This is a genomic window from Paraburkholderia phytofirmans (genome assembly GCF_046028095.1).
Lineage (GTDB): Bacteria > Pseudomonadota > Gammaproteobacteria > Burkholderiales > Burkholderiaceae > Paraburkholderia > Paraburkholderia phytofirmans_A.
Genome location: NZ_JAQQDJ010000008.1, coordinates 70,773 through 92,012 on the forward strand (window position 1 = coordinate 70,773; position 21,240 = coordinate 92,012).

At 62.3% G+C, this 21,240-nt stretch carries 23 protein-coding genes; 12 read left to right on the plus strand and 11 right to left on the minus strand.

All coding sequences use genetic code 11. The features are described 5' to 3' along the window. Window positions 1-22: 22 nt before the first annotated feature. From PQR54_RS22235 to PQR54_RS22260, 6 genes are all read right to left on the minus strand, one after another. Window positions 23-2,389, minus strand: coding sequence for a xanthine dehydrogenase family protein molybdopterin-binding subunit (locus tag PQR54_RS22235; protein ID WP_408249382.1), 2,367 nt, complete (start codon window positions 2,387-2,389; stop codon window positions 23-25). 4 nt (window positions 2,390-2,393) lie between these two features. Then, window positions 2,394-2,906, minus strand: coding sequence for a (2Fe-2S)-binding protein (locus PQR54_RS22240; protein ID WP_408249384.1), 513 nt, complete (start codon window positions 2,904-2,906; stop codon window positions 2,394-2,396). 19 nt (window positions 2,907-2,925) lie between these two features. Then, complete coding sequence (locus tag PQR54_RS22245) at window positions 2,926-3,807, minus strand: FAD binding domain-containing protein (RefSeq protein WP_408249386.1); 882 nt, start codon at window positions 3,805-3,807, stop codon at window positions 2,926-2,928. Between the two features lie 30 nt (window positions 3,808-3,837). Next, on the minus strand, window positions 3,838-4,581 hold the full coding sequence (locus PQR54_RS22250) for an SRPBCC family protein (RefSeq protein WP_408249388.1): 744 nt from the start codon (window positions 4,579-4,581) through the stop codon (window positions 3,838-3,840). Window positions 4,582-4,694: 113 nt separating this feature from the next. Next, a complete protein-coding gene (locus tag PQR54_RS22255) occupies window positions 4,695-5,489 on the minus strand; it encodes an alpha/beta fold hydrolase (RefSeq protein ID WP_408249390.1) in 795 nt (264 codons plus the stop codon). Window positions 5,490-5,646: 157 nt separating this feature from the next. Beyond that, entirely contained in the window at window positions 5,647-6,051 is a 405-nt protein-coding gene (locus PQR54_RS22260; RefSeq protein ID WP_408249392.1) for a carboxymuconolactone decarboxylase family protein, read from the minus strand. Window positions 6,052-6,184: 133 nt separating this feature from the next. On the opposite strand from PQR54_RS22260, the gene PQR54_RS22265 reads away from it, so the two are divergent. From PQR54_RS22265 to PQR54_RS22285, 5 genes are all read left to right on the plus strand, one after another. Next, a complete protein-coding gene (locus tag PQR54_RS22265; protein ID WP_408249394.1) occupies window positions 6,185-6,871 on the plus strand; it encodes a GntR family transcriptional regulator in 687 nt (228 codons plus the stop codon). Between the two features lie 294 nt (window positions 6,872-7,165). After that, window positions 7,166-8,464 (plus strand): MFS transporter, encoded by a 1,299-nt coding sequence (locus tag PQR54_RS22270; protein ID WP_408249396.1) that lies wholly within the window; start codon window positions 7,166-7,168, stop codon window positions 8,462-8,464. A gap of 162 nt (window positions 8,465-8,626) precedes the next feature. Next, complete coding sequence (locus PQR54_RS22275; RefSeq protein ID WP_408249398.1) at window positions 8,627-10,024, plus strand: uracil-xanthine permease family protein; 1,398 nt, start codon at window positions 8,627-8,629, stop codon at window positions 10,022-10,024. A 233-nt stretch (window positions 10,025-10,257) separates the two neighbouring features. Beyond that, on the plus strand, window positions 10,258-11,301 hold the full coding sequence (locus PQR54_RS22280; RefSeq protein ID WP_408249400.1) for a porin: 1,044 nt from the start codon (window positions 10,258-10,260) through the stop codon (window positions 11,299-11,301). Window positions 11,302-11,421: 120 nt separating this feature from the next. Further along, window positions 11,422-12,513, plus strand: coding sequence for a porin (locus PQR54_RS22285; protein ID WP_408249402.1), 1,092 nt, complete (start codon window positions 11,422-11,424; stop codon window positions 12,511-12,513). 478 nt (window positions 12,514-12,991) lie between these two features. Here PQR54_RS22285 and PQR54_RS22290 read toward each other — a convergent pair whose 3' ends face one another. Continuing rightward, window positions 12,992-13,783 (minus strand): phytanoyl-CoA dioxygenase family protein, encoded by a 792-nt coding sequence (locus PQR54_RS22290; RefSeq protein ID WP_408249404.1) that lies wholly within the window; start codon window positions 13,781-13,783, stop codon window positions 12,992-12,994. Window positions 13,784-13,973: 190 nt separating this feature from the next. Between PQR54_RS22290 and PQR54_RS22295 the strand changes: the two genes are divergently transcribed. Then, a complete protein-coding gene (locus PQR54_RS22295) occupies window positions 13,974-14,150 on the plus strand; it encodes a hypothetical protein (protein WP_408249406.1) in 177 nt (58 codons plus the stop codon). Window positions 14,151-14,242: 92 nt separating this feature from the next. On the opposite strand, the gene PQR54_RS22300 is transcribed toward PQR54_RS22295, so the two are convergent. Beyond that, window positions 14,243-14,449 carry a hypothetical protein gene (locus PQR54_RS22300; RefSeq protein ID WP_408249407.1) on the minus strand — a complete coding sequence of 69 codons (207 nt, stop codon included), beginning with the start codon at window positions 14,447-14,449 and terminating at the stop codon, window positions 14,243-14,245. Between PQR54_RS22300 and PQR54_RS22305 the strand changes: the two genes are divergently transcribed. The 5 genes from PQR54_RS22305 (at window position 14,448) to PQR54_RS22325 (ending at window position 16,981) form a co-directional block, all read left to right on the plus strand. After that, window positions 14,448-14,939, plus strand: coding sequence for a sodium:solute symporter family transporter (locus PQR54_RS22305; protein ID WP_408249409.1), 492 nt, complete (start codon window positions 14,448-14,450; stop codon window positions 14,937-14,939). The genes PQR54_RS22300 and PQR54_RS22305 overlap by 2 nt on opposite strands. A gap of 64 nt (window positions 14,940-15,003) precedes the next feature. After that, window positions 15,004-15,267, plus strand: coding sequence for a hypothetical protein (locus PQR54_RS22310; protein ID WP_408249411.1), 264 nt, complete (start codon window positions 15,004-15,006; stop codon window positions 15,265-15,267). Next, window positions 15,264-16,469, plus strand: coding sequence for an amidohydrolase family protein (locus PQR54_RS22315; RefSeq protein ID WP_408249413.1), 1,206 nt, complete (start codon window positions 15,264-15,266; stop codon window positions 16,467-16,469). The genes PQR54_RS22310 and PQR54_RS22315 overlap by 4 nt, the downstream gene beginning before the upstream one ends. Window positions 16,470-16,514: 45 nt before the next feature. Further along, a complete protein-coding gene (locus PQR54_RS22320; RefSeq protein WP_408249414.1) occupies window positions 16,515-16,859 on the plus strand; it encodes an amidohydrolase family protein in 345 nt (114 codons plus the stop codon). Next, window positions 16,853-16,981 carry a hypothetical protein gene (locus PQR54_RS22325; protein ID WP_408249416.1) on the plus strand — a complete coding sequence of 43 codons (129 nt, stop codon included), beginning with the start codon at window positions 16,853-16,855 and terminating at the stop codon, window positions 16,979-16,981. Before PQR54_RS22320 ends, PQR54_RS22325 begins: the two co-directional genes overlap by 7 nt. A gap of 453 nt (window positions 16,982-17,434) precedes the next feature. Here PQR54_RS22325 and PQR54_RS22330 read toward each other — a convergent pair whose 3' ends face one another. Then, entirely contained in the window at window positions 17,435-18,469 is a 1,035-nt protein-coding gene (locus PQR54_RS22330) for an NADP-dependent oxidoreductase (RefSeq protein ID WP_408249418.1), read from the minus strand. A 136-nt stretch (window positions 18,470-18,605) separates the two neighbouring features. Then, a complete protein-coding gene (gene gcvA, locus PQR54_RS22335; RefSeq protein WP_408249420.1) occupies window positions 18,606-19,577 on the minus strand; it encodes a transcriptional regulator GcvA in 972 nt (323 codons plus the stop codon). Window positions 19,578-19,883: 306 nt separating this feature from the next. On the opposite strand from gcvA, the gene PQR54_RS22340 reads away from it, so the two are divergent. After that, window positions 19,884-20,315 (plus strand): hypothetical protein, encoded by a 432-nt coding sequence (locus tag PQR54_RS22340; protein ID WP_408249422.1) that lies wholly within the window; start codon window positions 19,884-19,886, stop codon window positions 20,313-20,315. Between the two features lie 103 nt (window positions 20,316-20,418). On the opposite strand, the gene PQR54_RS22345 is transcribed toward PQR54_RS22340, so the two are convergent. Continuing rightward, window positions 20,419-21,231: an ABC transporter permease gene (locus PQR54_RS22345; RefSeq protein WP_408249424.1), complete on the minus strand. Its 813-nt coding sequence runs from the start codon at window positions 21,229-21,231 to the stop codon at window positions 20,419-20,421. Window positions 21,232-21,240 lie beyond the last annotated feature (9 nt).

Here is a 21,240-nt window from a genome sequence, read left to right on the forward strand (position 1 = left end):
CGACGAGCCGGCGCTGCGCAGGTCAGCGCGCGTAGGCGCCGGCCTCCTTGAGTTTCTGGAACACACGCTGCGGGACGAGCGGCGCTTCGGTGAATTCGACGCCGTATTCCGAGAGCGCGTCCTCGATGGCGGCGACGATCGCCGCCGCGGCCGGGATCGTGCCGCCTTCACCGGCGCCCTTGACGCCGAGCGGGTTCAGCGGTGACGGCGTTTCGAGGTGCACGATGTCGACGTTCGGCACGTCGGTCGCCATCGGCAGCAGGTATTCGCCGAAGTTCGTCGTGGTCGGCTGCGCGTTCTCGTCGTACTGCATCCATTCGAGCGTCGCGTTGCCGATGCCGTGCGCGACCGAGCCGATCACCTGGCCGTCGACGATCATCGGGTTGATGAGCTTGCCCGAGTCGTGCGCCATCACGTAGTTGAGGATGTTGATGTGGCCGGTCTCGCGATCCACTTCGAGTTCGACGACGGCGGTGCCGTTGCAATACGTCGACTGCGCGGGCGAGAAATATTTGGTTTCCTCGAGGCCGGCGGTAAGGCCCTTAGGCATCGTGAAACCCGGCATGCCCTGCGAGATTTTCGCGAGCTCGCCGTAGCTCATACGCTGTTCGATGCCCGAACGGCGCGCCACGTGACCCTCGACGAGCACGAGGTCGCTGGTTTCGCACTTCCACAGGTGGGCGGCGAGCGTGAGCATCTTTTCGCCGACAGCCTGCGCGGCGATGTAGACCGAGTTGCCGGCATTGACGGTTGCGCGGCTCGCGAACGTTCCGACCCCCATCGAGATGCCGCCTGTGTCGCCGGTAATGACGTCGATCGTTTCGAGGGGCACGTTCAGCTGCTCGGCACAGATCTGCGCGAAGGTCGTCTTGTGGCCTTGACCTTGCGGCGATGCGCCCGTGATCACCACGACGCGGCCGCTCGCCTGCACGCGCACAGTCGCGCCCTCGAACGGACCCATGCCGGTGCCTTCGACAAAGCTCGCCATGCCAATGCCGATGAAGCGGCCCTGGCGGCGCGCCTCGGCCTTGCGCACGGCGAAGCTCGCGTAGTTCGCACGCTCGAGCGCTGCTTTCTGACAGGCGGGATAGTCGCCGCTGTCGTAACGCAGTGGGCTGCCGTCGCGGTAGATGAAGCCCGCGTCGTACGGCATCTGTTCCGGCTGGATCAGATTGCGCCAGCGCAACTCCGCACGGTCCATGCCGAGCGCGTGCGCGGCCTTGTCGAGAATCCGCTCCATGGCGAATACGGCCTGCGGACGGCCCGCGCCGCGCACCGGCGAAGTCGCGCATTTGTTCGTGTAGACGACGTCGAGCCTGGCGTGCATCGCGGGGATCACGTACGGACCTGGCGTCGTTGTGATCGAGATGTAGGGGGTAATGATGCCCCACGGCAGGAAAGCGCCGTTGTCATGCACCATCTCGAGCTGCACCCCGCGGATCTTGCCGTCGTTTTCGAGCGCCATGCGCACGGTCCACCACTGGTCGCGTTCCTGAGTGACCGCGAGGAAGTGCTCGCGGCGGTCCTCGATCCATTTGACCGGACGCTTGAGCGCCACCGCCGCGATCGCAACGAGCGCTTCTTCCGGATAGAACGGCAGCTTCGGACCAAAGCCGCCACCCACGTCGTTCATTAGCACGCGCAGCTTCTCAGGGTCCCACTCGAGCAGTTCGACGAGGTTCTTTTTCTCGTGGTGCGGCGCCTGACCCGACGACCAGACAGTCAATTCGCCGTTGGTCGCGTGATATTCCGCGAGGTAACCGCGCGTTTCCATTGGATGCGCGGAACCGCGGTTCTGCCAATAGGTTGCCTCGACGACATGGGGCGCGTCTTTGAAGCTTGCGTCGATGTCGCCGAAACCCATTTCGATATGCGCGACGACGTTGTCTTTCGCATCGGTGTGGCACAGCGGCGACTCGGGCAGCAGACCGGCGCGGCATTCGGCGACGGCGGGCAGCGTGTCGTACTCGACCTCGATCAGACCGCACGCGTCTTCCGCGATGTAGCGGTTGTCCGCGACGACGAACGCCACCGCTTCGCCCGCGAACGTGACTTCCGTCGAGGCGAGCAGTTCCTGGGTGCGTTCGAAGCGGATCGCCGGGTTCGGCAGCATCGACGGTGCGCGGCCACGTGCCCGGCCGCTCAGATCCGCATGCGTGTAGACGGCGTGCACGCCCTTGAGTTCGCGGGCTGCGGTGCAGTCGATCGAGACGATCTTCGCATGCGCGTGCGGGCTGCGCAGCACGGCAGCCTGCAACATGTTCGGCAGATGCACGTCGTCTACGTAAGAGCCTTGGCCCTTGAGCAGCTTCTTGTCCTCGGTGCGCGCGACGCGCTTGCCGATGAAGCGCTGGTCGGTGGGCGCGCCTTTCAGGTCGGAAATTTCCATCGTGTTACTCCGTAGCGTGTGCCGTCGGTGCGGTGGCACGCTGGTCGCGGATGCGCTGCGCGGCGAGCAGAGCCGCGGCGACGATCGGCTGGTAGCCCGTGCAGCGGCACAGATTGCCCGTGATCGCTTCGCGGATCTCGGCTTCACTCGGCGCATCCGTTTCGTTCAGCAGTTCGGTCAGCGTCATCAGCATGCCGGGCGTGCAGAACCCGCACTGCAGCGCGTGCGTTTCGCTGAAGGCTTTTTGCAGCTCGTTGAGCGTGCCATCCGAGTGAGCGAGCCCTTCGACGGTGGTCAGCGAGCGGCCATTCACCTGAGCCGCGAGCGTCAGACAGGCGCGCGCGGTGCGGCCTTCGATCAGCACGGTGCAGGCGCCGCATACGCCGTGTTCGCAACCGTAGTGCGTGCCGGTGAGTTCGAGGTCGTGACGCAGGAAGTCACCGAGCATGCGGCGCGATTCGACTTCGCGCTCGTAAGCGGTGCCGTTGACGACGACTCTGACAGTACGAGTCTCCATGTCCATCTCCTTTGTCACTCTACGATTGTCTTGCGACGCGCGAGAACGCTGTCTTCAGCGCTCTTTCGGTCAGGACGCCGGCGAGATGCTGGCGGTAGTCGGTACTTACGTGCGCGTCGGTCATCACGTCGAGCGCGCGTGCGGCGTCGCTCGCGATGCGCAGCGCGCTGTCGTCCATCGGGCGGCCGAGCAGGGCGGTTTCGACCTCGTGCATCCGCACGGGGCCGGGCGCGACGCCGCAGATCGTCAGCGAAACGCGGTCGAGATGCCCTTGTGCATCGGCGGTGCAGAGCGCCGCGACGCCGACGATGGCGTAATCGCCATGACGCCGCGCAAACTCTTCGAATGCGTAGCCGTGGCCTTCTGGCCAGATGTCGAGCGAGATGCCGGCGAGCAGTTCGCCTTCTTCGAGTGCGGGCGTCATGTACATCAGCGCCCACTCGGACATGGGCAGCTCGCGGTGCGTCACTGTGCCGTCTTCATAGCGCGCGATCGTCAGCACGCCGTCGAGCGCGGCGGTAAAGCACGGCTGCTCGGACGACGGATCCAGCTGGCACAGGCTGCCGCCGAGCGTGCCGCGATTGCGGATCTGTTTGTGGCTCACGAGCTGGTACGCCTCGCGGATCAGCGGCGCGCGTTTCGTGACGAGCGGCGACAGTTCGATGTCGCGCTGCCGCGCCATCGCGCCGATGTGAAGGCGGCCGTCGCGCTCCTCGATACGGGTCAGCGCCTCGACGCCGTTCAGGTCGATCAGGTGACTCGTCATCAGATAGCGGAAGTTCATCATCGGCATCAGCGACTGGCCGCCGGCGAGCACTCGCGCATCCTCGAGCGTGCCGAGCAACTGCGCGGCTTCGTCGACGGTGGTCGGCGCGTGATACTGAAATTCACTGGGTTTCATGCGTGCTCCGATAGTGCAGCGGTGGCTTCTTCAATGATGCTGTTTGACGCCGAAGAGCCGCGCGAAGAAATTCCGGATCGACTGCCACATTGCCTTGCGCATCAGAGCACCTGCGTCGAGCGGCACGACCGGCGCAGGTGCGGGCGGCGGGCGGCGCGCTTCGGCGGCCGGGCGCGGCGCATCCGCCGTGGCAGCCGTGTTCGGCGCACCGGGCTCGCTAGCCGTGTCCGGCGCTGCGGTTTGAGTGGCTTGACCGATCTGAGCGGATTCGGCGGCTTGCGCAGGTGCGGCGGTCTCGGCGGCGTAGGCCGCATCCGACTCGATCAGCGCGGTCAGATTTTTCGCGAACTGGTTCAGCAGTTGCTGCGAGAGCGCCTCGATCATCCCGGCGCCGCGACCGTACTGCGCGACCGTGCCCGACAGGTTCACGTCCGAAACGACGTCGACCTTTGTCTTGCCGCCGTCCGCGTCGGTGACCGCGGCGTTGATCTGTGCATCGGCGCCGCCGCGGCCTTTCGTGTCGGTGCCGCTTGCGGACACCACGACCGTGCGCCCGGCATCGTTCTGTTCAGCGATCTTGAATTTGCCCGCGAACTTGAGCGTGAGCGGACCGAGCTTGACGGTGAAGCCACCCTTGTAGCTGCCGTCGGGCTGCTGTTCCTTGAGTTCCGCGCCCGGAAAACACGGCGCGGACCGTTCGATGTCGATCATGGTCTTCCAGACGTCCGACGGCGGTGCATCGACGGTGAAAGACGAACGGATTGTGATTGCCATACTGCCTCCTCGGAGCGATCGGCCCGGGCGGGCGCCGCTCCACTTATTCGGTCACTACCGAGCCGCACGGCGCGTGAGACGGTCCTCGCGCGCGGGCGGGCTAGCGTTTCATTTCATTGAGCAAGGCCCGACAGAAAATCGTCGAATACCGTTGCGAAGATTTCGCGCATGTCGAATGCGCCAAAATGCGCGGCGCCTGGAATGACGACGAAACGGCTGGCAGGCAACGCGTCGGCGATCTTCTGCGATAGCGCCGGCGGAATGCTCGCGTCGGCATCGCCCGCGACGACCAGCGCCGGCGCGCTCACTGCCGGCAGTTCAGCGAGATTGTCGAGCAGCGAGATCGCCTGCCAGTTCGCGCTCCAGCTATACCAGTCGTCGGCGGCCAGACGCGCGCGGCATTTCTGGACGAGGTCGGGGCGCGGCGTGTCGGCGGCGAACCAGCGCGAGATCGTGTCGTCGATCACTTCGGACATCGAGCCCTGGCGGCTCATGTCGCCGCGCGCGAGAATGCGCGGGCGCACTTCGTCGGGGAAGCTGCCGGCCGTCCCGCAAAGAATCAGCGCGCCGGCGAGTTCCGGAAACTGGATCGCGATACGTTGCGCAATCATGCCGCCCATCGAGACGCCGATCAGCGTGGCACCGCTTACGCGCTCCTTGCGCAGCACGGCGGCGACGTCGGCCGCGTGGTCGGCGAGCGTAACGGGAGAAGTGACGAAGCTGGACTCGCCGTGGCCGCGAATGTCGATCGCAATGACGTCATACGATGCGGCCCAATGGTCGACGTATTCGTCCCACCAGCTCCGCTCGACGCCGATCGGGTGAAGAAGAACCAGCGGCTGGCCCGTCCCGCGACGGGAGTAGGCAATGCGGCCGGCCTGAATTTCGCAGAAAGTTGAATGAGACATGGCTTATACAGGAAATGCGCGAGGGTGACAGGTGCTTCGCGCTCGGCTACCGGGCCGGCAACCCACAGCGCGTAACGCCTGCGCCCCCGGGACCACGAGGCATACAGCGTGGAATGAGGCGACGTATCGCGGAGGGCCTTGGCGAATCGCCCACCAATCAGGCAGTCGCCGCGGCTCTTGCTTTCAGGTCGAGCACGACGGCCTTCGCCCGGCGCAACCCTTCTGCCGCGACAGGAATGCCTGCATAGACGCCGGCTTGCAGCACGACCTCGGCAATTTCCTGTTCCGTCACACCGTTGTTCACTGCGCCGCGGGTATGGACTTCGAATTCGTGCCAGCGGCCGAGCGACGCCAGCATGGCCAGGTTCAGCATGCTGCGCGTGGCGCGCGTGAGGCCCTCGCGGTTCCACACGTTGCCCCAGCACACGTCTTCCGTGTATTCGAGGAACACATTGTCGAACAGATGGGGGGTCGCGTTGCTCTGAGTGTGGCTCGCGCCCAGCACTTCCTTGCGGATCTTGGCGCCGATGGCACGACGTTCGGATAGCGTGATGTCTTCCATGAGTATCCTTCGGGTTTATCCAGCGGTTGTAGGATTGTATAATGAGAGGCAGTATCGGAGCTTCGCTGTCGAATGTCAATATGATTGTATTACGAAGAACAGCGGCTGCTTATTTTTACGGCAAAGGGACGGAATGAATACCAACAGACTGGTAGTGCGGCCGGTGGCAACGCTGCGCCAGCAAGTGATCGACGGTTTGCGCGCCTGTATTAGTGATCTCACGTTCAAGCCGGGCGACCGGCTGATCGAGCGTGAACTCTGCGAAATGCTTGGCGTAAGCCGCACGCTCGTACGTGAAGCGTTGAGTCAACTAGTGGCCGAAGGGCTTGTGCAGATCATTCCGCACAAAGGTCCGATCGTCTCCGTCATGACAGCGGACGAGGCGCAGGGTCTCTATGAAGTGCGCGCGGTACTCGAGGCGCTGGCGGGCCGCCAGTTCACCGAACGGGCGACCGACGCCCAGCGCGCTGCGCTGAATGCGGCGCTGAAGGAACTCGAGTCGATGCGGGACATGCAGGGGCAGGAGGGCACCATGCGGTTCCTGAAGCAGAAGGCACAGTTCTATGACGTGATGCTCGAAGGCGCCGGCAATCCGGTGCTGACCGAGATGCTGCGTCTCGTCCATACGCGAGTCATGATGTTACGAGCGACGACGCTCTCACAGGAAGGGCGCCTTCAGCAGAGTTACGAGGAGATTGCGATGATCGTCGACGCCGTCATGCGCAACGACGCCGACGCGGCTGCGGCGGCTTGCAAGCACCATGTCGAACAGGCCGAACGGCTGGCGGTTGAGGTGCTGGCTGTAGCGGTCAATACCTGAATCGTTCAGGTCGACCGCACGCGCGTTTGCTCGAAGCTGCTTCGTGCCCATCCACTGGGCACGACCGGCGAAGTTCGGGTAGCGGCGGTGCGGCCTGCGCAAATTTCCTGCTCTTCCCGTCTTGCCACCCTGGTCGACGTACACGCGCTGTCGATTCTCAGACCGTAATACAATAATCTGTATTGCAATCTAATTGCATTACGCTATACTGCGCCCAGTGACATAAGCGGGCCATGAGACCCGTGTCAATCAAATCGCTCGCCCTTTGCGGCGGTAGATCAGGAGACGGGAACAATGGGCACATCGCAGAGCGCCAAGGCGGCGTCGGCAGCTTTGGCCGACGCGCAGGGTTTCAGGTTGTCGCGCTACCAGTGGCTGGCGCTGATTTCGGCGTTCCTCGGCTGGATGTTTGATTCGATGGACCTGAATCTCTTCACGCTCGTCCTCGTGCCGAGCGTCAGCCAGCTGCTGCACAGCACCGACGCAACGGAAATCAGCAAGATCGGCAGCTACATCATCGCGGGCAAGCTGCTCACGTGGGGTATCGGCGGCGTGCTTTTCGGCGTGGCCGCCGACCGGCTCGGCCGCTCGCGCATCATGGGCTGGACCATCCTGATCTATGCGGCCTTCACGCTGCTGAGCGCATTCGCGAAAACATGGCCGCAGCTTGCCGTCGCGCAGGCGATGGCCGGTTTCGGCATCGGCGGCGAATGGGCTGCGGGCGCTGCGCTCGTCGCCGAATCGTGGCCGGGCCGGCAACGCGCTCGCGCCATGCAGATCATGCAGATGGCGTTCGCGTTCGGCTTTCTCGCCGCAGCGCTCGACAATCTGCTGCTCGGCCGCTTCGGCTGGCGCGTCGTGCTCGGCGTGGGCGCCGCGCCCGCGCTCGTGACGATTCTCGTGCGCCGCTTCGTGCCCGAGCCGCAGCGCTGGGTGCAGGTGCGCGACAGCGTCATCGCCGAATCGGCGATGCAAACCTTCACCGCGATCTTTGCGCCCGGGCTGCGGCGCAAGACGATCATCGGCGTGGTCGTTTCGTCGGCGGCCATGCTCGGCTGCTGGGGCGGTCTCACGTTTCTGCCGAGCTGGATTCATCAACTGTCGGCTGCGGCCACCGATCATCGCGACGTCGGCAATACGGTCAGCTACGCATTCATTCTCATGATGATCGGCGCGACGCTCGGCTATCTGACGCTGATCTGGATGCTCGACGCATTCGGCCGGCGCATGTCGTACTTCATCTTTTCGTTAGGATCGCTCATCGTGTCGCTCGTGCTGTTTCTGACGGTGCACGATGTCAGCGGAGTGCTATGGCTGATGCCCGTGTACGGTTATTTCGTCATTGGCGCATTCGGCACGTTCGCCGCTTATCTGCCGGAACTGTTCCCGACCCGAGTCCGCGCGACAGGTCAGGGCTTCTGCTGGAACATGGCCCGTGCGCTGACGAGTATCGGCCCGATCGCCGGCAACGCGGTGGTCGCGAAGTTCGGGTCGTTTCCTGCGGCTTCTGCTGCGGTGTCGCTCCTCTTTGTGGTCGGCATGGTGTCGATCTGGTTCGGTCCCGAGACAAAGGGCGTTCCGCTCGACAACTGAGGATCCCTGAAGACATACGGCGAGCAATTCATCCGCCGTTGGGATGCAGCTGCTTCCTTCGGGCGATCGCATTCGAAGGACGAAAGCGGCGCGGCCGAGGCGGGCGTGCGTCGCCTGACAGGTTTTCGTTTTGGTCCAATGGAACACACCTTGAGTACACACATGCCGAAATCCGGCGTTTCAACGCGAACGAGCACCGCGGACAATCCGCCGGCACGCGTATTCGATATCGGAATCAACCAGCGTTTGCCGCTGCCGCAACTGGCTGTGCTCGCACTGCAGAACGTGTTCGGAATGACGGGAATGTTCGTTTTTCCGGGACTTCTGGGTCGTTCATTTCATCTATCCGATCCGCAGATCGCATACCTGTACGGGATGACCTTCATGACGTGCGGGATCATTACGATTCTGCAATCGGTGCTGCTGTTGCGCTTACCGATCGCGCAGGGTCCTTACGCAGGGAGCTTTGGCGCGCTTTTGACGGTCGGCCATTTGCAGGCGGGCGGCCTCGGTACCGCATTCGGGTCGTTCTTTGCCGCTTCGCTGATCTGGTGCCTGCTGACGGTGCCGATCCGCGGGCGCAGCGTGGCGGGCATGTTCGCGCGGCATTTGCGCCTGCCGATCATCTCCGGAATGATCGTGATGCTGATCGTGGTGCAGATTGCAAGTGTCGCGCTGCCGACCTGGATCGGCAACCCCAGAAGCCCGGGCTTTCCGGTCGTGAACCTCCTTTCGGGCGCCGTTGCGGTGGCCGGTATCGTATTCGCAATGCTGTGGGGCGGACTACGCCTGCGGCGCGTCGCGATCCTGCTCGGACTCGCGCTCGGCACGCTGGCCTATACGCTGTTCCAGCCAGTGTCGTTCGCGGCGGTGGCGGCTGCGCCGTTCCTTGTCGAGCCGCGCATCTTTCCGTTCGGCTTCGGCGTGCGCCCCGATCTCGTCGCGGTGTTCCTGCTCGTGCTGATTCCTGCCGGCATGGGGTCGATGGCGCTGTACCAGGCCGTCGCCGAATGGGGCGACGAGACCTTGAGTCCTGGCCGCATGTCCGAAGGGCTCTTTGGCGTCGCGCTCGGCTCGGTCGTCGCCGCGGTCTGCGGCGGCTTCAGCACGATTGCGTATCCGGACAACATCGGCATTCTGCGAGCGACGCGCGTCGGCTCGCGCTACGTGACACTCGCTGCCGGCATTCTCCTGATCGTGCTGGGCGGCTGTGTGAAGTTCGATATGTTGCTCGTCGTCGTGCCGATTCCCGTGATCTCGGCCGCCGCAACGCTGCTGTTCGGCATCGTCTTCATGCACGGCGTGCATATTCTCGCGCAGGTGGATTGGGACGATCGCCGGCTGATCGCGTCAGGGCTTGCGTTTCTCGTTGGGCTCGGCGGCCTCTTCATCTCGCCGGAAGTCATTCATGCAATGCCGCTGATGCTCCAGCTCGTGCTTCAGCAGCCGGTGATTTCCGGCGGTTTGACTCTCGTCGTATTGCACTCGCTTCTTTGTTCGAAGCAGAAGGCGTCGAACACGCCATCGGCCGCACCGTCGCGTACACCGAATCAGATATAGGCAAGGCGACGAATTGGTCCGGGCGGACTGTCCGTCTGGACCTATCTCCGCATAATCCGTTTCGCCGATTGTGCGAGAACGTCCGGGAAGCCGGTATTGCTGATCTGATATTTAGTAACACTTATCAATAAAAGAGAGCGAAACAGCAGGGCCTGCTTCGACGCATATCAACGTGTTCGAGCGCACACCGCTTCGCAGCCATGAATTCGGGTTTGGACAGGCAGGAGACAAAGATGAATTTGAAATTCGGGGCAACAGCGCTCGTGGTCGGCGCTGCGCTGTTTGCCGAGGCGGCGCATGCGCAATCGAGCGTGCAGCTCTATGGGCTTCTCGACGCGTTCGTCGGCTACAAGAAACCGATGAACGGTCAGTCGAGCGTGATTGCCGGCAACGGCGGCATGACGGCGCCTTACTTCGGCTTGCGGGGGACGGAGGACCTCGGCGGCGGCACGAAGGTCGTTTTCGACCTTGAAGGCTACTTCAATATCCAGACTGGTGCGATGGGCCGCACGGGATTCCCGCACGACGGTTTGTTCTCGCGTAACGCGTATGTGGGCGTGACCGGTCGTTATGGTACGGCGACCGCCGGTCTGATCCCGCCGTTGTTATGGTTTTCGACGATCACGTTCAATCCGTTTTTCAACTCGTTCGTGTTCTCGCCGATCGTGCTGCAAAGCTACGTCGGCGTGAACGGCCAGGGCGTGTTCGGCAACGCGGGCGAATGGTGGAACTCCGTGTACTACGCCTCGCCGTCGTACAACGGCCTCGTCGGGCGCGCAATGTACTCGTTCGGCAATGAGCCCGGCCATCTCGGCCAGAACAAGTGGAGCGGCCAGGTCTCGTACAACAACGGCGGGTTCGCGACGTCGGTCGTGTATCAGCAGATCAAGTACAGCCTGAACGCCGGCGACCTCGGCACGGTGTTGCCCGGACTGACGACGCAGTCGGTGGTGAATCTCGGCGTGTCGTACGACATGAATTTCCTGAAGCTTTACGGCCAGTACCAGCACATCCGGGATGCCATTTCGACCGGCGACGTCGACGTCGACACCGGCCAGATCGGCTTCGCGGTTCCAGTCGGCGTCGGCAGGATTCTTGGTTCGGATGCCTATTCGAAGAGTTCCGGCCATAGCTCGGTTTATCGCAATACGTGGGCGCTCTCGTACGACTATCCGTTGTCGAAACGGACTGACGTCTATGCGGCGGTTTTGTCCGATCGCGCGAGCAGGATGTCGACCGGCACCACGATCGGCGGCGGTCTTCGCACGCAATTCTGATCGGTTGCGTGTTGCGACGCGAGAGCGAATGCCTCGCGCATCCGCGAGTGACGGCACGGAGGAGTGCGGCGCACGGCACATCCTTCTGCCTCGCAAAGTAAAGATTTCAATGGAGGAGATATGTCTGAGTCTGGAGCAACAGGTAGCGGCGCACGCAGGATCGGCCTGCGGCGCTCGCTAGCCGCAATAACCTTGTTGGGACTGTCGGGCGGTGCCGCGCACGCGCAAAGCAGCGTGACGCTGTACGGCTCGCTGGATGGCGGTCTGCGCAATGTCGTGAACGGTACGAAAGCAGGCGGCGCGGCGCTGACAATGGCATCGAACGGCGTCTACAAGTCTAATCGCTGGGGTTTTCTCGGCGTCGAGGACCTGGGCGGCGGATACTACGTCCGCTTCAATCTCGAAGCGGGCTACATTCTTTCGACTGGTGCGAACAGCAGTACGACCAACCAGTTGTTCCAGCGTACGTCGACCGTCGGATTCGGCGGACCGTTTGGCCAGGTCAACATCGGCCACCAGTTCACGCTGCAGCATAGGCTGATCAAGGACTTCGAACCGTTCGACCTGCACTATCTGGGCATTACCGAAGCGGCGGCGATTTCGGGCGGCGCAAGCGGCCGGGACGACAACGCCATTCACTATCACGGTGACTTCGGCCCGTGGACGGCTCGCGCCGTCTATGCACCAGGGGGCGTGGCGGGCAGTTTGGCTAGCGGCACCATGGTTGCGGGCGGCGTGAACTATCACACGAAGCTATTCAAGTTCGGCGCAGGCTATACGCATCGCTCGAACCCGTTGTCGGCTACATCGAGCGCGTATTTTGCCAACAATCAGTACACTGCGGGCGGCGCCGTGACGCTCGGTCCAGTTGATCTGATGGGCGGCTATTCGCTCGCCACGCAAGCCGTTCCCGCAACCGTGCACGGCGAGACGCGCAACCAGTACCTGTGGGGCGGTTTCCGCTACAAGGCGTCGGCGGCCTTCAGCGTAACGGGTGCCTACTACGACGACGACAACACGACAGCCGGCGTGGACGGCAGGAAGGACGTGGCCATCCTGGGCGTCAGCTATTCGCTTTCGAAGAACACTGAGCTTTATGCCGATGTCGACTATACGCATTTCACGGGCGGCTACGTGACCAATGCAACGCTGAACCCGTCCTTGCATAGCAAGCAGACCGGCTTCTCGTTCGGTATGAACCACTTCTTCTAGAAGTGGGCAATACGAGCGGGAGATGAGGCTTGTGAGGTAGGGCGCCGTACGCGGCGCTTGCGTCTCGCGCCTTTCACCGGCGCCACTGCCGACGTCGGGTACAGTACTGTTTCTGTTACGCAAACACGGCTTTGGAACAGAAGGCGGTCTCCTTCAGTCACGACACGGTCGATATAACGCCCCGACATGACGATTTCCGTGATTGGGTCGAGTACGGTCTGGAGGTTCGAAAAATCGGCGCAACCAGCATCTGATCGGCTTCACGTTCGCGGACCTGAATCCGAGGGGCGACACTGGTACTCACAAGGTCGCCCGCAGAGCTGGAAGCCAGCCTACTCGAATAGTGGCCATGAATGTCTGGTCGCGAGGATTTCGGATTCCGTCACCGGCGGGTACACCACGTCCCATGCGTTGCCGCGCTTCGTGCAGTGCTCGGATTGCCCCCTCCACGCTCACGTACCAAGTCTCCGAGACTGCCTCAATAGGCGAACTTCTGATACGCCTCCGGCGCGCGGGGAGCGTCTAGTCGATCTACTCGCGGCATATAGCGTAGTAGCCGCTTTGCCCGGAGGCTCAGGTGCTCGTCCACGTCGGCCGGCACATCGATATGAACCTCGGGTCGAAAATACCAGCTCCTGCTGTAGCCGATCACCACCATAGGACGCGGCTGATCCGTCGTGTTCGGTGTACCTCGATGCAGCGCCCGAACGTCCCGCACCATGACGTCGCCGAGTTCCATGTGGACGGCCTGCAAGCCGACCCGGTTCTCGCGCCAGGCCTTCATGGCCTCGTCAGGACGCATGCGATGCGTGCCTAGGGTGGTCTCAAAAGGACCGTTCCCGGAGGAGACGTCGCACAAGGGAAAATTGACCGCCAACTGAAAGGAGGGCATTTCCGGCTGATTGTCGAACAGCGGAGGCGTGTCGCGATGGATGTCCTGATACGTCGAGCCGTTTAGCGGCGTATCGGTCGCTAGCTGGCACATCACCGGGTCGTCACCCACCACCCGCTCGACGATACCGAGGATGGCGGGGTCGCAAAAGATGCGTTCGTCGGCGAACACACCCGAGAACGGGAGGGTGATGTAGTGCCGGTTGTCTCCGCGCACCGCAGTTGTCTGCGAGGCGACGCGCTCGCGGAGCAACGGCTCGAATGCTTCGCGCCAGACTGTGAGTAACGCCGGAGGAAAATGGTGTTTCAGAACAACCATTCCATCGCGTTCGAATGTCGCAGCGTATTCGTCCAGTTTTTGTGAAGAGAGGTCGGGCACGGTCGTCTCCTTGTTGTCGGGCTTTCATCGAATGCAATCTGTCAGGGCATAGATCAGCGAGGCCATAGATAGCGCAAGCGGGGAGGCGCTAGCGCTCGGCCAGGTTCGCGGGTATGCGGCACGCCGCATGCTGCTACAGAAGAATCACGCACCTGACGGTCAACAGTCTACCTACCTGAATGGAGTTTATATGACTACCGAACCCTCCCGGCCAACGCCGCCACGCCAGACCGAGACGGATCCGACTGCCGGAGACCGACGGTTGAGCGACGAACAAAAAGATGCGCTGAAGAATGAGCCGGAGCCGCCGAAACCGAATAGCGGCGAAAAACTGCCCGATCCGAAAGAGGTGGGCGAAGCCGGCTGATAGAGAGGCGATGTGCGCCGCGGTGCCGCTCGTCCGCACAGATTGCGCGTTGAACAGCCTGCCCCCGAATTCGGTCCGACCGAACACGCTGCTCATAGCAGATTGATGATTTCGCTGACACGTTCGGTGAACACGTCACGGGTTGCATCGGGAGCACGCGCCACGCCGTCGACCAGCGCTGAAATTGGGCACCCTCTGCCAACGTTGGCCCGATGGCTTCCTGACACATAGGTGCTCAATGCGCGCTGGGGTACCGTCTTGAGCGTGTCCTGGATATGCTCGATGTCTTGCAACGCCATGACGAAAGCTTCCGTCACGAGCGCATCGCGTGACTCGAAATGCTTCAGTCTCAAGAACGCATGGTTCTGCGAGTCCATCGGTCTTGCCGCTCGCCCGGCCTTCACGGCCGTTTATGTGGCCCGCGACGCGAAGGCGCTGCGCCGCAACGTGGTGACGATGCCGATCTATCAGGTGCTGATCGCCTTCCTGTTCCTCGCCGGTTTTGCAGCCACGCTGACCGTTAACGGGCTCGCCGGCGCGCAGACCGATCTGGCGCTGCTTCGTCTCGTCAAGCAGACTTTCGCGCCGTGGTTCGTCGGCATTGTCGGCGGCGCGGGGCTCCTCACCGCGCTCGTGCCGGGTTCGCTGATCATGCTCAACGCGTCGACGACGATCGCGCGGAACATCTATCGCGAAGGCTTCGCGCCGCGCGCCACCGAGCAGCAGGTCGCTCGCGTGGCCCGCACGCGCTGCCGCTGTTCACACTGGTCGTGGGCTACTTCACGCTGATCGGCAGGGCAACTTCGTCACGCTGGCGATCTTTTCGTCGAGCCTGCTGACGCAGCTGCTTCCGATGCTCGCGTCGAGTTTCCTGAAACGCCCGTTCGGCACCCGCGAGGCCGCATTCGGCGGGATTGTCGCTGGCGCAATTGTGCTCGCGCTCGTAAGCTGGCGGGGCGTGACCCTTGCGTCCCTGTTCCCCGGCGCACCGGCCACGTTGACGTCCATTAATCCGGGGCTCGTCGCGCTATTTGCGAACGCAGTGGTTTTCATTGCGATCAGTGCCGTGCAGCGTGTAGTGCGGGCCCGTATGGCTACTTCCATCACATCGACATGACATCTTCTCTTTCTTCTCTCGTCATTTCCAACGTTCGGCTAAGCGACGGCCAGAAGGTGGCCGTGTCGATCGCCGACGGCCGCATCACCGCTTTCGGTCCGGACCTCGCGCCGCAACCGGGCGCCGCCGTGGAAGACGGCGGCGGCGCGTTGCTGCTGCCTGGTTTCGTCGAAGGGCACACGCATATCGACAAAACCAACTGGGGCCGGCCGTGGTATCGCAATGAGGTCGGCGCGACGCTGCTCGACCGGATCAACAATGAGCGGCGCTGGCGCAAGGAGTCGGGTCACGACGCGGGCGTGCAGTCGCTCGCGCTTGCGCGTGCCTTCGTGCAGGCGGGCACCACGCGCCTGCGTACGCATGTGGACGTCGATACCGACGCGGGTTTGCGTTACCTCGAAGGCGTGCTGCAAACCCGGCAGACGATGCGCGACATGCTCGACATACAGATCGTGGCGTTTCCGCAGTCGGGCGTATTGGGCCGTCCGGGAACGGATGAGCTGCTGGACCGCGCGCTCGCCGACGGCGCGGACGTGCTCGGCGCACTCGATCCGGCCTTGATCGACGGCGATCCGGTCGCGTCGCTGAACCTGACGTTCGCGCTCGCGGAGCGCTATCGCAAGCCGATCGATATCCATCTGCACGAGCCCGGCGAGGTCGGCGCGTTCAGCCTCAAACTGCTGCTCGATCGTGTCGAGGCGCTGGGTATGCAAGGGCAGGTCGTGGTCAGCCATGGGTTCTGTCTGGGCGCGTTGCCGGAGCGCGAACGCGATGTGCTGCTCGAACGGATTGCGCGTCTGAATGTGGCGCTCCTGACCTCGGCGCCGCCGTCGCGTCCGGTTCCGCCATTAAAGATCTGCCGGGAAAAAGGCATCACGATCTTTGGTGGCAACGACGGCATTCGCGATACGTGGACGCCATATGGCTCGCCCGACATGCTGGAACGCGCGATGTTGATCGGCCTGCGCTACGACATGCGCCGCGACGACGAACTGGCCATCGCATTCGATTGCGTCAGTGCAGCGGCGGCGCGCGGCTGCGGCTTCCGCGACTACGGGCTGCATGCCGGCGCGAGGGCCGACCTCGTGCTGGTCGACGCGGAAACCATCGCGCAAGCGGTGGTCGCCCGGCCCAGGCGCAAGCTGGTGGTGGCCAACGGGCGCATCGTCGCGCGCAACGGCGAACTGGTCGCGGCGGCTTAACGTAACGGCTTCAGAAAGACAACGCACAGGGAGGAGAATTCGCGTATGGACAATCGGGAACGGGTCGATGTACTGATCAAAAACGGCTGTGTGATCACTGTCGATTCGCAGCGCCGTGTGATCGAAGATGGCGCCGTCGCGGTGAAGGGCGAGCGCATCGTCGCCGTCGGCGATACGTCGGCGCTTGCGTCGCAATACTGCGCGGATCGGGTGATCGACGCGCGCCGCAAGGCCGTGCTGCCCGGGTTGATCGATGCGCACACGCACGCCGGACATGCGATGCTCAGAACCAACCCGAGCGCGATCATATCGATCATCGGACGCTGCCCGGTGCCGGAGTTGATCGACGCCGGCGTCAACGTGGCAATCGCCTCGGACGGCGCGTGTTGACGGTCGACGAAGGCGAGATACTGGAACGCGTTACCGCGGCCGCGGAACAGATACTCGAACGCAGCGGCTTGCGTCACCTGCTCGACGCGCCGTCGACGCTTTGGCGGCGTAGCCATTACTGACGTGCGCCGTTGTGCACCGCTCTGCGTGAAGCGCGATTCGGATCATCTCGCCTTCGACTTGGTCTGGCACGCCCCGCAATGCCTGAATTTTGGCTTGTCGACTCCGTTTTTTTGACCGCTTACGCTAGCCTCGGACTTTGCGAATAAGGGATTCGCAGGATACGGCAGTCAGAAGACGTCGGCACGTGACGGGGATCGCGATGAAAATGTCTCACAGATTAGCAAGCTCGGATACGGCGAAGCCAGTGTGGGGGTTCATCTTCGGCATTGTTATGACGCTAGTGGGCGCGGGCCTCTGGCTTTGTGCGGAGTTACCGGTGCCCTTGGGACGGCAAGATGAGTCATTGGCCGTAGCGGCCATGCTGATAGGTCTTTTTTTATCGGTTTACGCGGGGCGCGAACTTCGCCATCACCGCAGGTCTTGACCTTTTTACGGGCGCGAAACGAATTCTTTCAAACCCGCACAAGCAACTTGCCGATGTTGCCGCCTTCGAACAGGCTATTCAGCGCAGCAGGCAGTTGTTCGAATCCATCGACGAAAGTCTCCTTGAATACGATCTCCCCGCTCTTAACCCAAGGCGCCACCTGCGCCACCATTTCGTCCATACGATTGGTGTAGTCTCTTGCCAGCACGCCCTGGATAGTGGCGCGCTGAAAGAGCATGTGCTGTAGAAATCGTGGGCCCACGTCCGGCGTGTCCAAACCACCGTCGTATTGACTGATCGCTCCGCAAATCACGATGCGGGCCCGGCGCTTGATGAGCGGGATCACGGCGTCCGTGATCGGGCCGCCGACGTTGTCGAAATAAACGTCCACCCCTCCGGTAGCTTCGAGCAGCGTGCTCGTCAAGTCTTCGTGCGTCTTGTGTTCCCGATAATCGACCGCGCGGTCCAGTTTCAGTTCGTCGAGCAGGAATCGGCACTTGTCTGGACCACCGGCAATGCCCACGACCTTGCAGCCCGCCTTTTTTCCGAACTGTGCGACCAGCGAGCCCACGGCCCCGGCCGCGCCGGAAACAACCAGGGTATCGCCAGGGCGCGGCCGGCCCGCTTCCATGAGGCCAAACCACGCGATACGCCCCGGCATGCCGAGCACACCGAGTGCCGTAGAAACGGGCGCGCTTGCCGGGTCGAGTTTGGTCAGTTCGCTCTGATGGCACCGCGCATATAACTGCCAACCCGAATAAGCCGACACCCAGTCGCCTTTGGTGAACAGCGGGCTGGCCGACTCGACCACTTCGCCCACGACACCCGAGCGTTGCACAATGCCGAGGGGATGCGGCACGTCATACGTATTGCGCTCGTGCTGCTGGATGCGAATGTACGGGTCTACGCTGATATACCGCGCGCGGACGATGACTTCGTTTTCCGCCAACGGTCCCGAGATTTCGCTTTCACGAAGCTCGTAGTGTTCCGATCCAACGCGACTCGTGGGACGTTTTACATAGAACCATTGGCGATTCGAATAGGATGTGTTCATGGATTGCATTTCCGGTGCGAATTGCGATGCCGTGGGAGCGATTCACTTGAGTCGCGCGAAGCCGTTGCGATGGGGGTATGACGGATTCAACGAGGGAAGACACTCGTGCGCCGATATTCTAATTTTATGGACAGCCGCCGTCGAATCATAATTTGTCCGGTTTGGCAGTAGTTTTTCTACTGCCTCGTCGCGATCGCTTTGCTGTTGTCGCTGCTTTTAGTTCATATTGAGCCTGCGTGATCAGCCAGTCTCGCATTGCCCGAACAGTCTCCGAATCGCGCCGGTCCTCGGGATAGACGACGTAATAGCCGAGCGAGAGATGCAGCGCGAAATCGAAGAGGCGGCGCAGGCGGCCGGCGGCGAGATCCCGTTCCACGAGTTGTTCGCTGGTCAGAGCGACGCCTTGGCCAGATATCGCGGCATCGATTGCAAGGGCGGACTGGCTGAATCGAGGGCCCTTACTCGCATCGACATGTCCTCCCTCGTTCAGCGCTTCGAGAAATTCGGGCCACAGGTCATGTGAATCATGCAGCAAAACGTGACGTTTCAGATCCGACGGCTTCCGCAAAGGCCGTTTCGAGTCGGCCAGTGAAGGGCTGCAGACGGCATAGATGTCGACTGGAAAGAGTGGATCGGCAGCTAGCCCTTTACCGAAAGGCGGTTTGCCGTGGCGGATCGCGATATCGACGCCATCGCCTTTGAAAGTCGAGAGTTGTTGATCCGCGATCACGCGCACTTCAATGGATGGATAAGCGTCCGTAAACGTTGCCAGCCGTGGGATAAGCCATTTCGACGCAAATGAAGGCGTCGTGCTGACCGTCAAACTCGATGCCCGGTGCGCGAGCGCTTCAGTTGCGTTCGCGATGATCGTCAGCGCGCGCTGCACCGATGAGAAGTAAAGCGAACCATTGGTAGTTAGCGCGAGCCCGCGCGGCAGGCGTTCGAACAGCCGATGTCCAAGAACATCTTCGAGATTGCGCACCTGTTGAGCAACCGCACCTTGAGTGACGCCTATTTCTTCTGCAGCGACACGGAAGTTGAGATGACGCGCGGCGGCTTCGAATGCCCGCAGCGCGTTGAGAGGGGGAAGGCGTGACTTATTGGTTGGGGACGGCATACAGTGGAAAAACTACAGCCTTGGAGTAAGCAGTGGTTCGACGCGATTGGAGATTGGCGCCCGGCCGCGCTAAGTTAGCATATCGTGGCGCGCGCAGGGGAGCGTGTTTGCTTAGCGGGAAAGGGGCGGCGCGCCGTTACGCAATCGCATTGCATAGGTCCGCGCATAGTGCCGTGACGAGCGAGCGCCGATGGTCGTCCAGTTGCAGACCTTCAACGTGTCGGTCAGAATTGACGACATTGTTCCCAAGGTACGATTGCAGGTCGTACTCCGCCGTCGGAAATGCCACTGAATCCAAAAGAAAACATGAGACCACTATTCCTCGCTTCACTCGCAGCCATCTCTTTCGTGACCTCTGTCCATGCGCAGAGCAACGCGCCCGGCCCGCTCGCCACGCCTTCGGGCGCACTGGAATTCGTGCGCGCCGACCGCGATTTCGTGGGGATGCTCGATAAGGAAGTATTCGATCGCTTCGGCGCGAACGCGCTCACGCATTTCGATGAGGTCGGTAACGCAAGCGACAACGTCACGCGCATGCTCGTGCAGACTGATTCCGGTCCGGTGCTGTACGACTTTCGCCATCGTCCGCCACTCGTGCAGCGCTCGGGGAAGCGCATGACGGTCAAGCGCGTGTTCTGGCAAGGCGATGAAGTCGTGATGCAAAGCTCGCAAGGCTGGTTCAGATTCAAAGGCGGCGTGCTGACGAAGCTGCAGTCGTCTACGACGACCTACCATTGATTGCGCGGGTACGCTTTCGCGGTGCATCAAGAGGTAAGGAGGGCGAGCGGCTTGCGCCCACGCCGACGACAGATATCGCGAGGCACCAAGACCCGTTGTTTCGTTAGTGCCGTACCCGGCTCCCGTGCAACCAGTTAATGCTCGCGAAGAGCAGCACGGCGAACACGATCAGCATCGTCGCCACCGCGAGGATCGACGGATCGATCGAGTCGCGAATCCCGCTCCACATCTGCCGCGGCACGGTTCTTTGATCCGGGCCGCCAATGAACAGAATGACGATGACTTCGTCGAACGAGGTCGCGAAAGCGAAGACGCTGCCGGTCGCGACCGCCGGCGTGATGAGCGGTAAGGTCACGCGCCTGAATGTGATCCAGGGCGTCGCCCCGAGTCCGGAGGCGGCGCGCAGCAGACTCTGATCGAACGAAAGCAGCGATGCCGTCACCGTGATCACGACGAACGGCGTGCCGAGCGCCGCATGCGCCAGCACCACGCCGGGATACGAGTTCACGAGGCCGAGCGGCGCGAAGATCAGATAGAAGCCCGCGGCCACAACCACGATCGGCACGATCATCGGCGAGATCAGGATCGGCATGATCAGCGAGCGCAGCGGAAACTGCGTGCGCGAAATGCCCAGAGCGGCCAGCGTGCCGAGACATGTGGCGATCAGCGTCGATGCCGCGCCGATGCCGATGCTGTTCAGCAGCGATCGCTGCCAGTCCGCGCTCGTGAGCGCCTGCTCATACCAGCGCAGCGAAACACCCTGCAACGGGTACGAGAAGTACGAGCCTGAATTGAACGAGAGCGGGATGATCGCAAGAATTGGCGCGATCAGGAAGAACAGCACAAGCGCTGTATGCAGCCGTACCCAGCGCGCGGCGACGCGTTCCGTCAGCACCTTGTTGCGTTGTTCTTGCATGTCGTTCTC

Bases quoted from the DNA above. Each gene is read 5' to 3' on its own strand.
- PQR54_RS22305 (WP_408249409.1), top strand. From the start codon at position 14,448: ATGACGAAAGCTTCCGTCACGAGCGCATCGCGTGACTCGAAATGCTTC.
- PQR54_RS22280 (WP_408249400.1), top strand. From the start codon at position 10,258: ATGAATTTGAAATTCGGGGCAACAGCGCTCGTGGTCGGCGCTGCGCTG.
- PQR54_RS22345 (WP_408249424.1), bottom strand. From the start codon at position 21,231: ATGCAAGAACAACGCAACAAGGTGCTGACGGAACGCGTCGCCGCGCGC.
- PQR54_RS22245 (WP_408249386.1), bottom strand. From the start codon at position 3,807: ATGAAACCCAGTGAATTTCAGTATCACGCGCCGACCACCGTCGACGAA.
- PQR54_RS22255 (WP_408249390.1), bottom strand. From the start codon at position 5,489: ATGTCTCATTCAACTTTCTGCGAAATTCAGGCCGGCCGCATTGCCTAC.
- PQR54_RS22300 (WP_408249407.1), bottom strand. From the start codon at position 14,449: ATGGCGTTGCAAGACATCGAGCATATCCAGGACACGCTCAAGACGGTA.
- PQR54_RS22315 (WP_408249413.1), top strand. From the start codon at position 15,264: ATGACATCTTCTCTTTCTTCTCTCGTCATTTCCAACGTTCGGCTAAGC.
- PQR54_RS22275 (WP_408249398.1), top strand. From the start codon at position 8,627: ATGCCGAAATCCGGCGTTTCAACGCGAACGAGCACCGCGGACAATCCG.
- PQR54_RS22260 (WP_408249392.1), bottom strand. From the start codon at position 6,051: ATGGAAGACATCACGCTATCCGAACGTCGTGCCATCGGCGCCAAGATC.
- PQR54_RS22250 (WP_408249388.1), bottom strand. From the start codon at position 4,581: ATGGCAATCACAATCCGTTCGTCTTTCACCGTCGATGCACCGCCGTCG.
- PQR54_RS22240 (WP_408249384.1), bottom strand. From the start codon at position 2,906: ATGGAGACTCGTACTGTCAGAGTCGTCGTCAACGGCACCGCTTACGAG.
- PQR54_RS22310 (WP_408249411.1), top strand. From the start codon at position 15,004: ATGCTCGCGTCGAGTTTCCTGAAACGCCCGTTCGGCACCCGCGAGGCC.
- PQR54_RS22235 (WP_408249382.1), bottom strand. From the start codon at position 2,389: ATGGAAATTTCCGACCTGAAAGGCGCGCCCACCGACCAGCGCTTCATC.
- PQR54_RS22265 (WP_408249394.1), top strand. From the start codon at position 6,185: ATGAATACCAACAGACTGGTAGTGCGGCCGGTGGCAACGCTGCGCCAG.
- PQR54_RS22320 (WP_408249414.1), top strand. From the start codon at position 16,515: ATGGACAATCGGGAACGGGTCGATGTACTGATCAAAAACGGCTGTGTG.
- PQR54_RS22340 (WP_408249422.1), top strand. From the start codon at position 19,884: ATGAGACCACTATTCCTCGCTTCACTCGCAGCCATCTCTTTCGTGACC.
- gcvA (WP_408249420.1), bottom strand. From the start codon at position 19,577: ATGCCGTCCCCAACCAATAAGTCACGCCTTCCCCCTCTCAACGCGCTG.
- PQR54_RS22295 (WP_408249406.1), top strand. From the start codon at position 13,974: ATGACTACCGAACCCTCCCGGCCAACGCCGCCACGCCAGACCGAGACG.
- PQR54_RS22270 (WP_408249396.1), top strand. From the start codon at position 7,166: ATGGGCACATCGCAGAGCGCCAAGGCGGCGTCGGCAGCTTTGGCCGAC.
- PQR54_RS22285 (WP_408249402.1), top strand. From the start codon at position 11,422: ATGTCTGAGTCTGGAGCAACAGGTAGCGGCGCACGCAGGATCGGCCTG.
- PQR54_RS22330 (WP_408249418.1), bottom strand. From the start codon at position 18,469: ATGCAATCCATGAACACATCCTATTCGAATCGCCAATGGTTCTATGTA.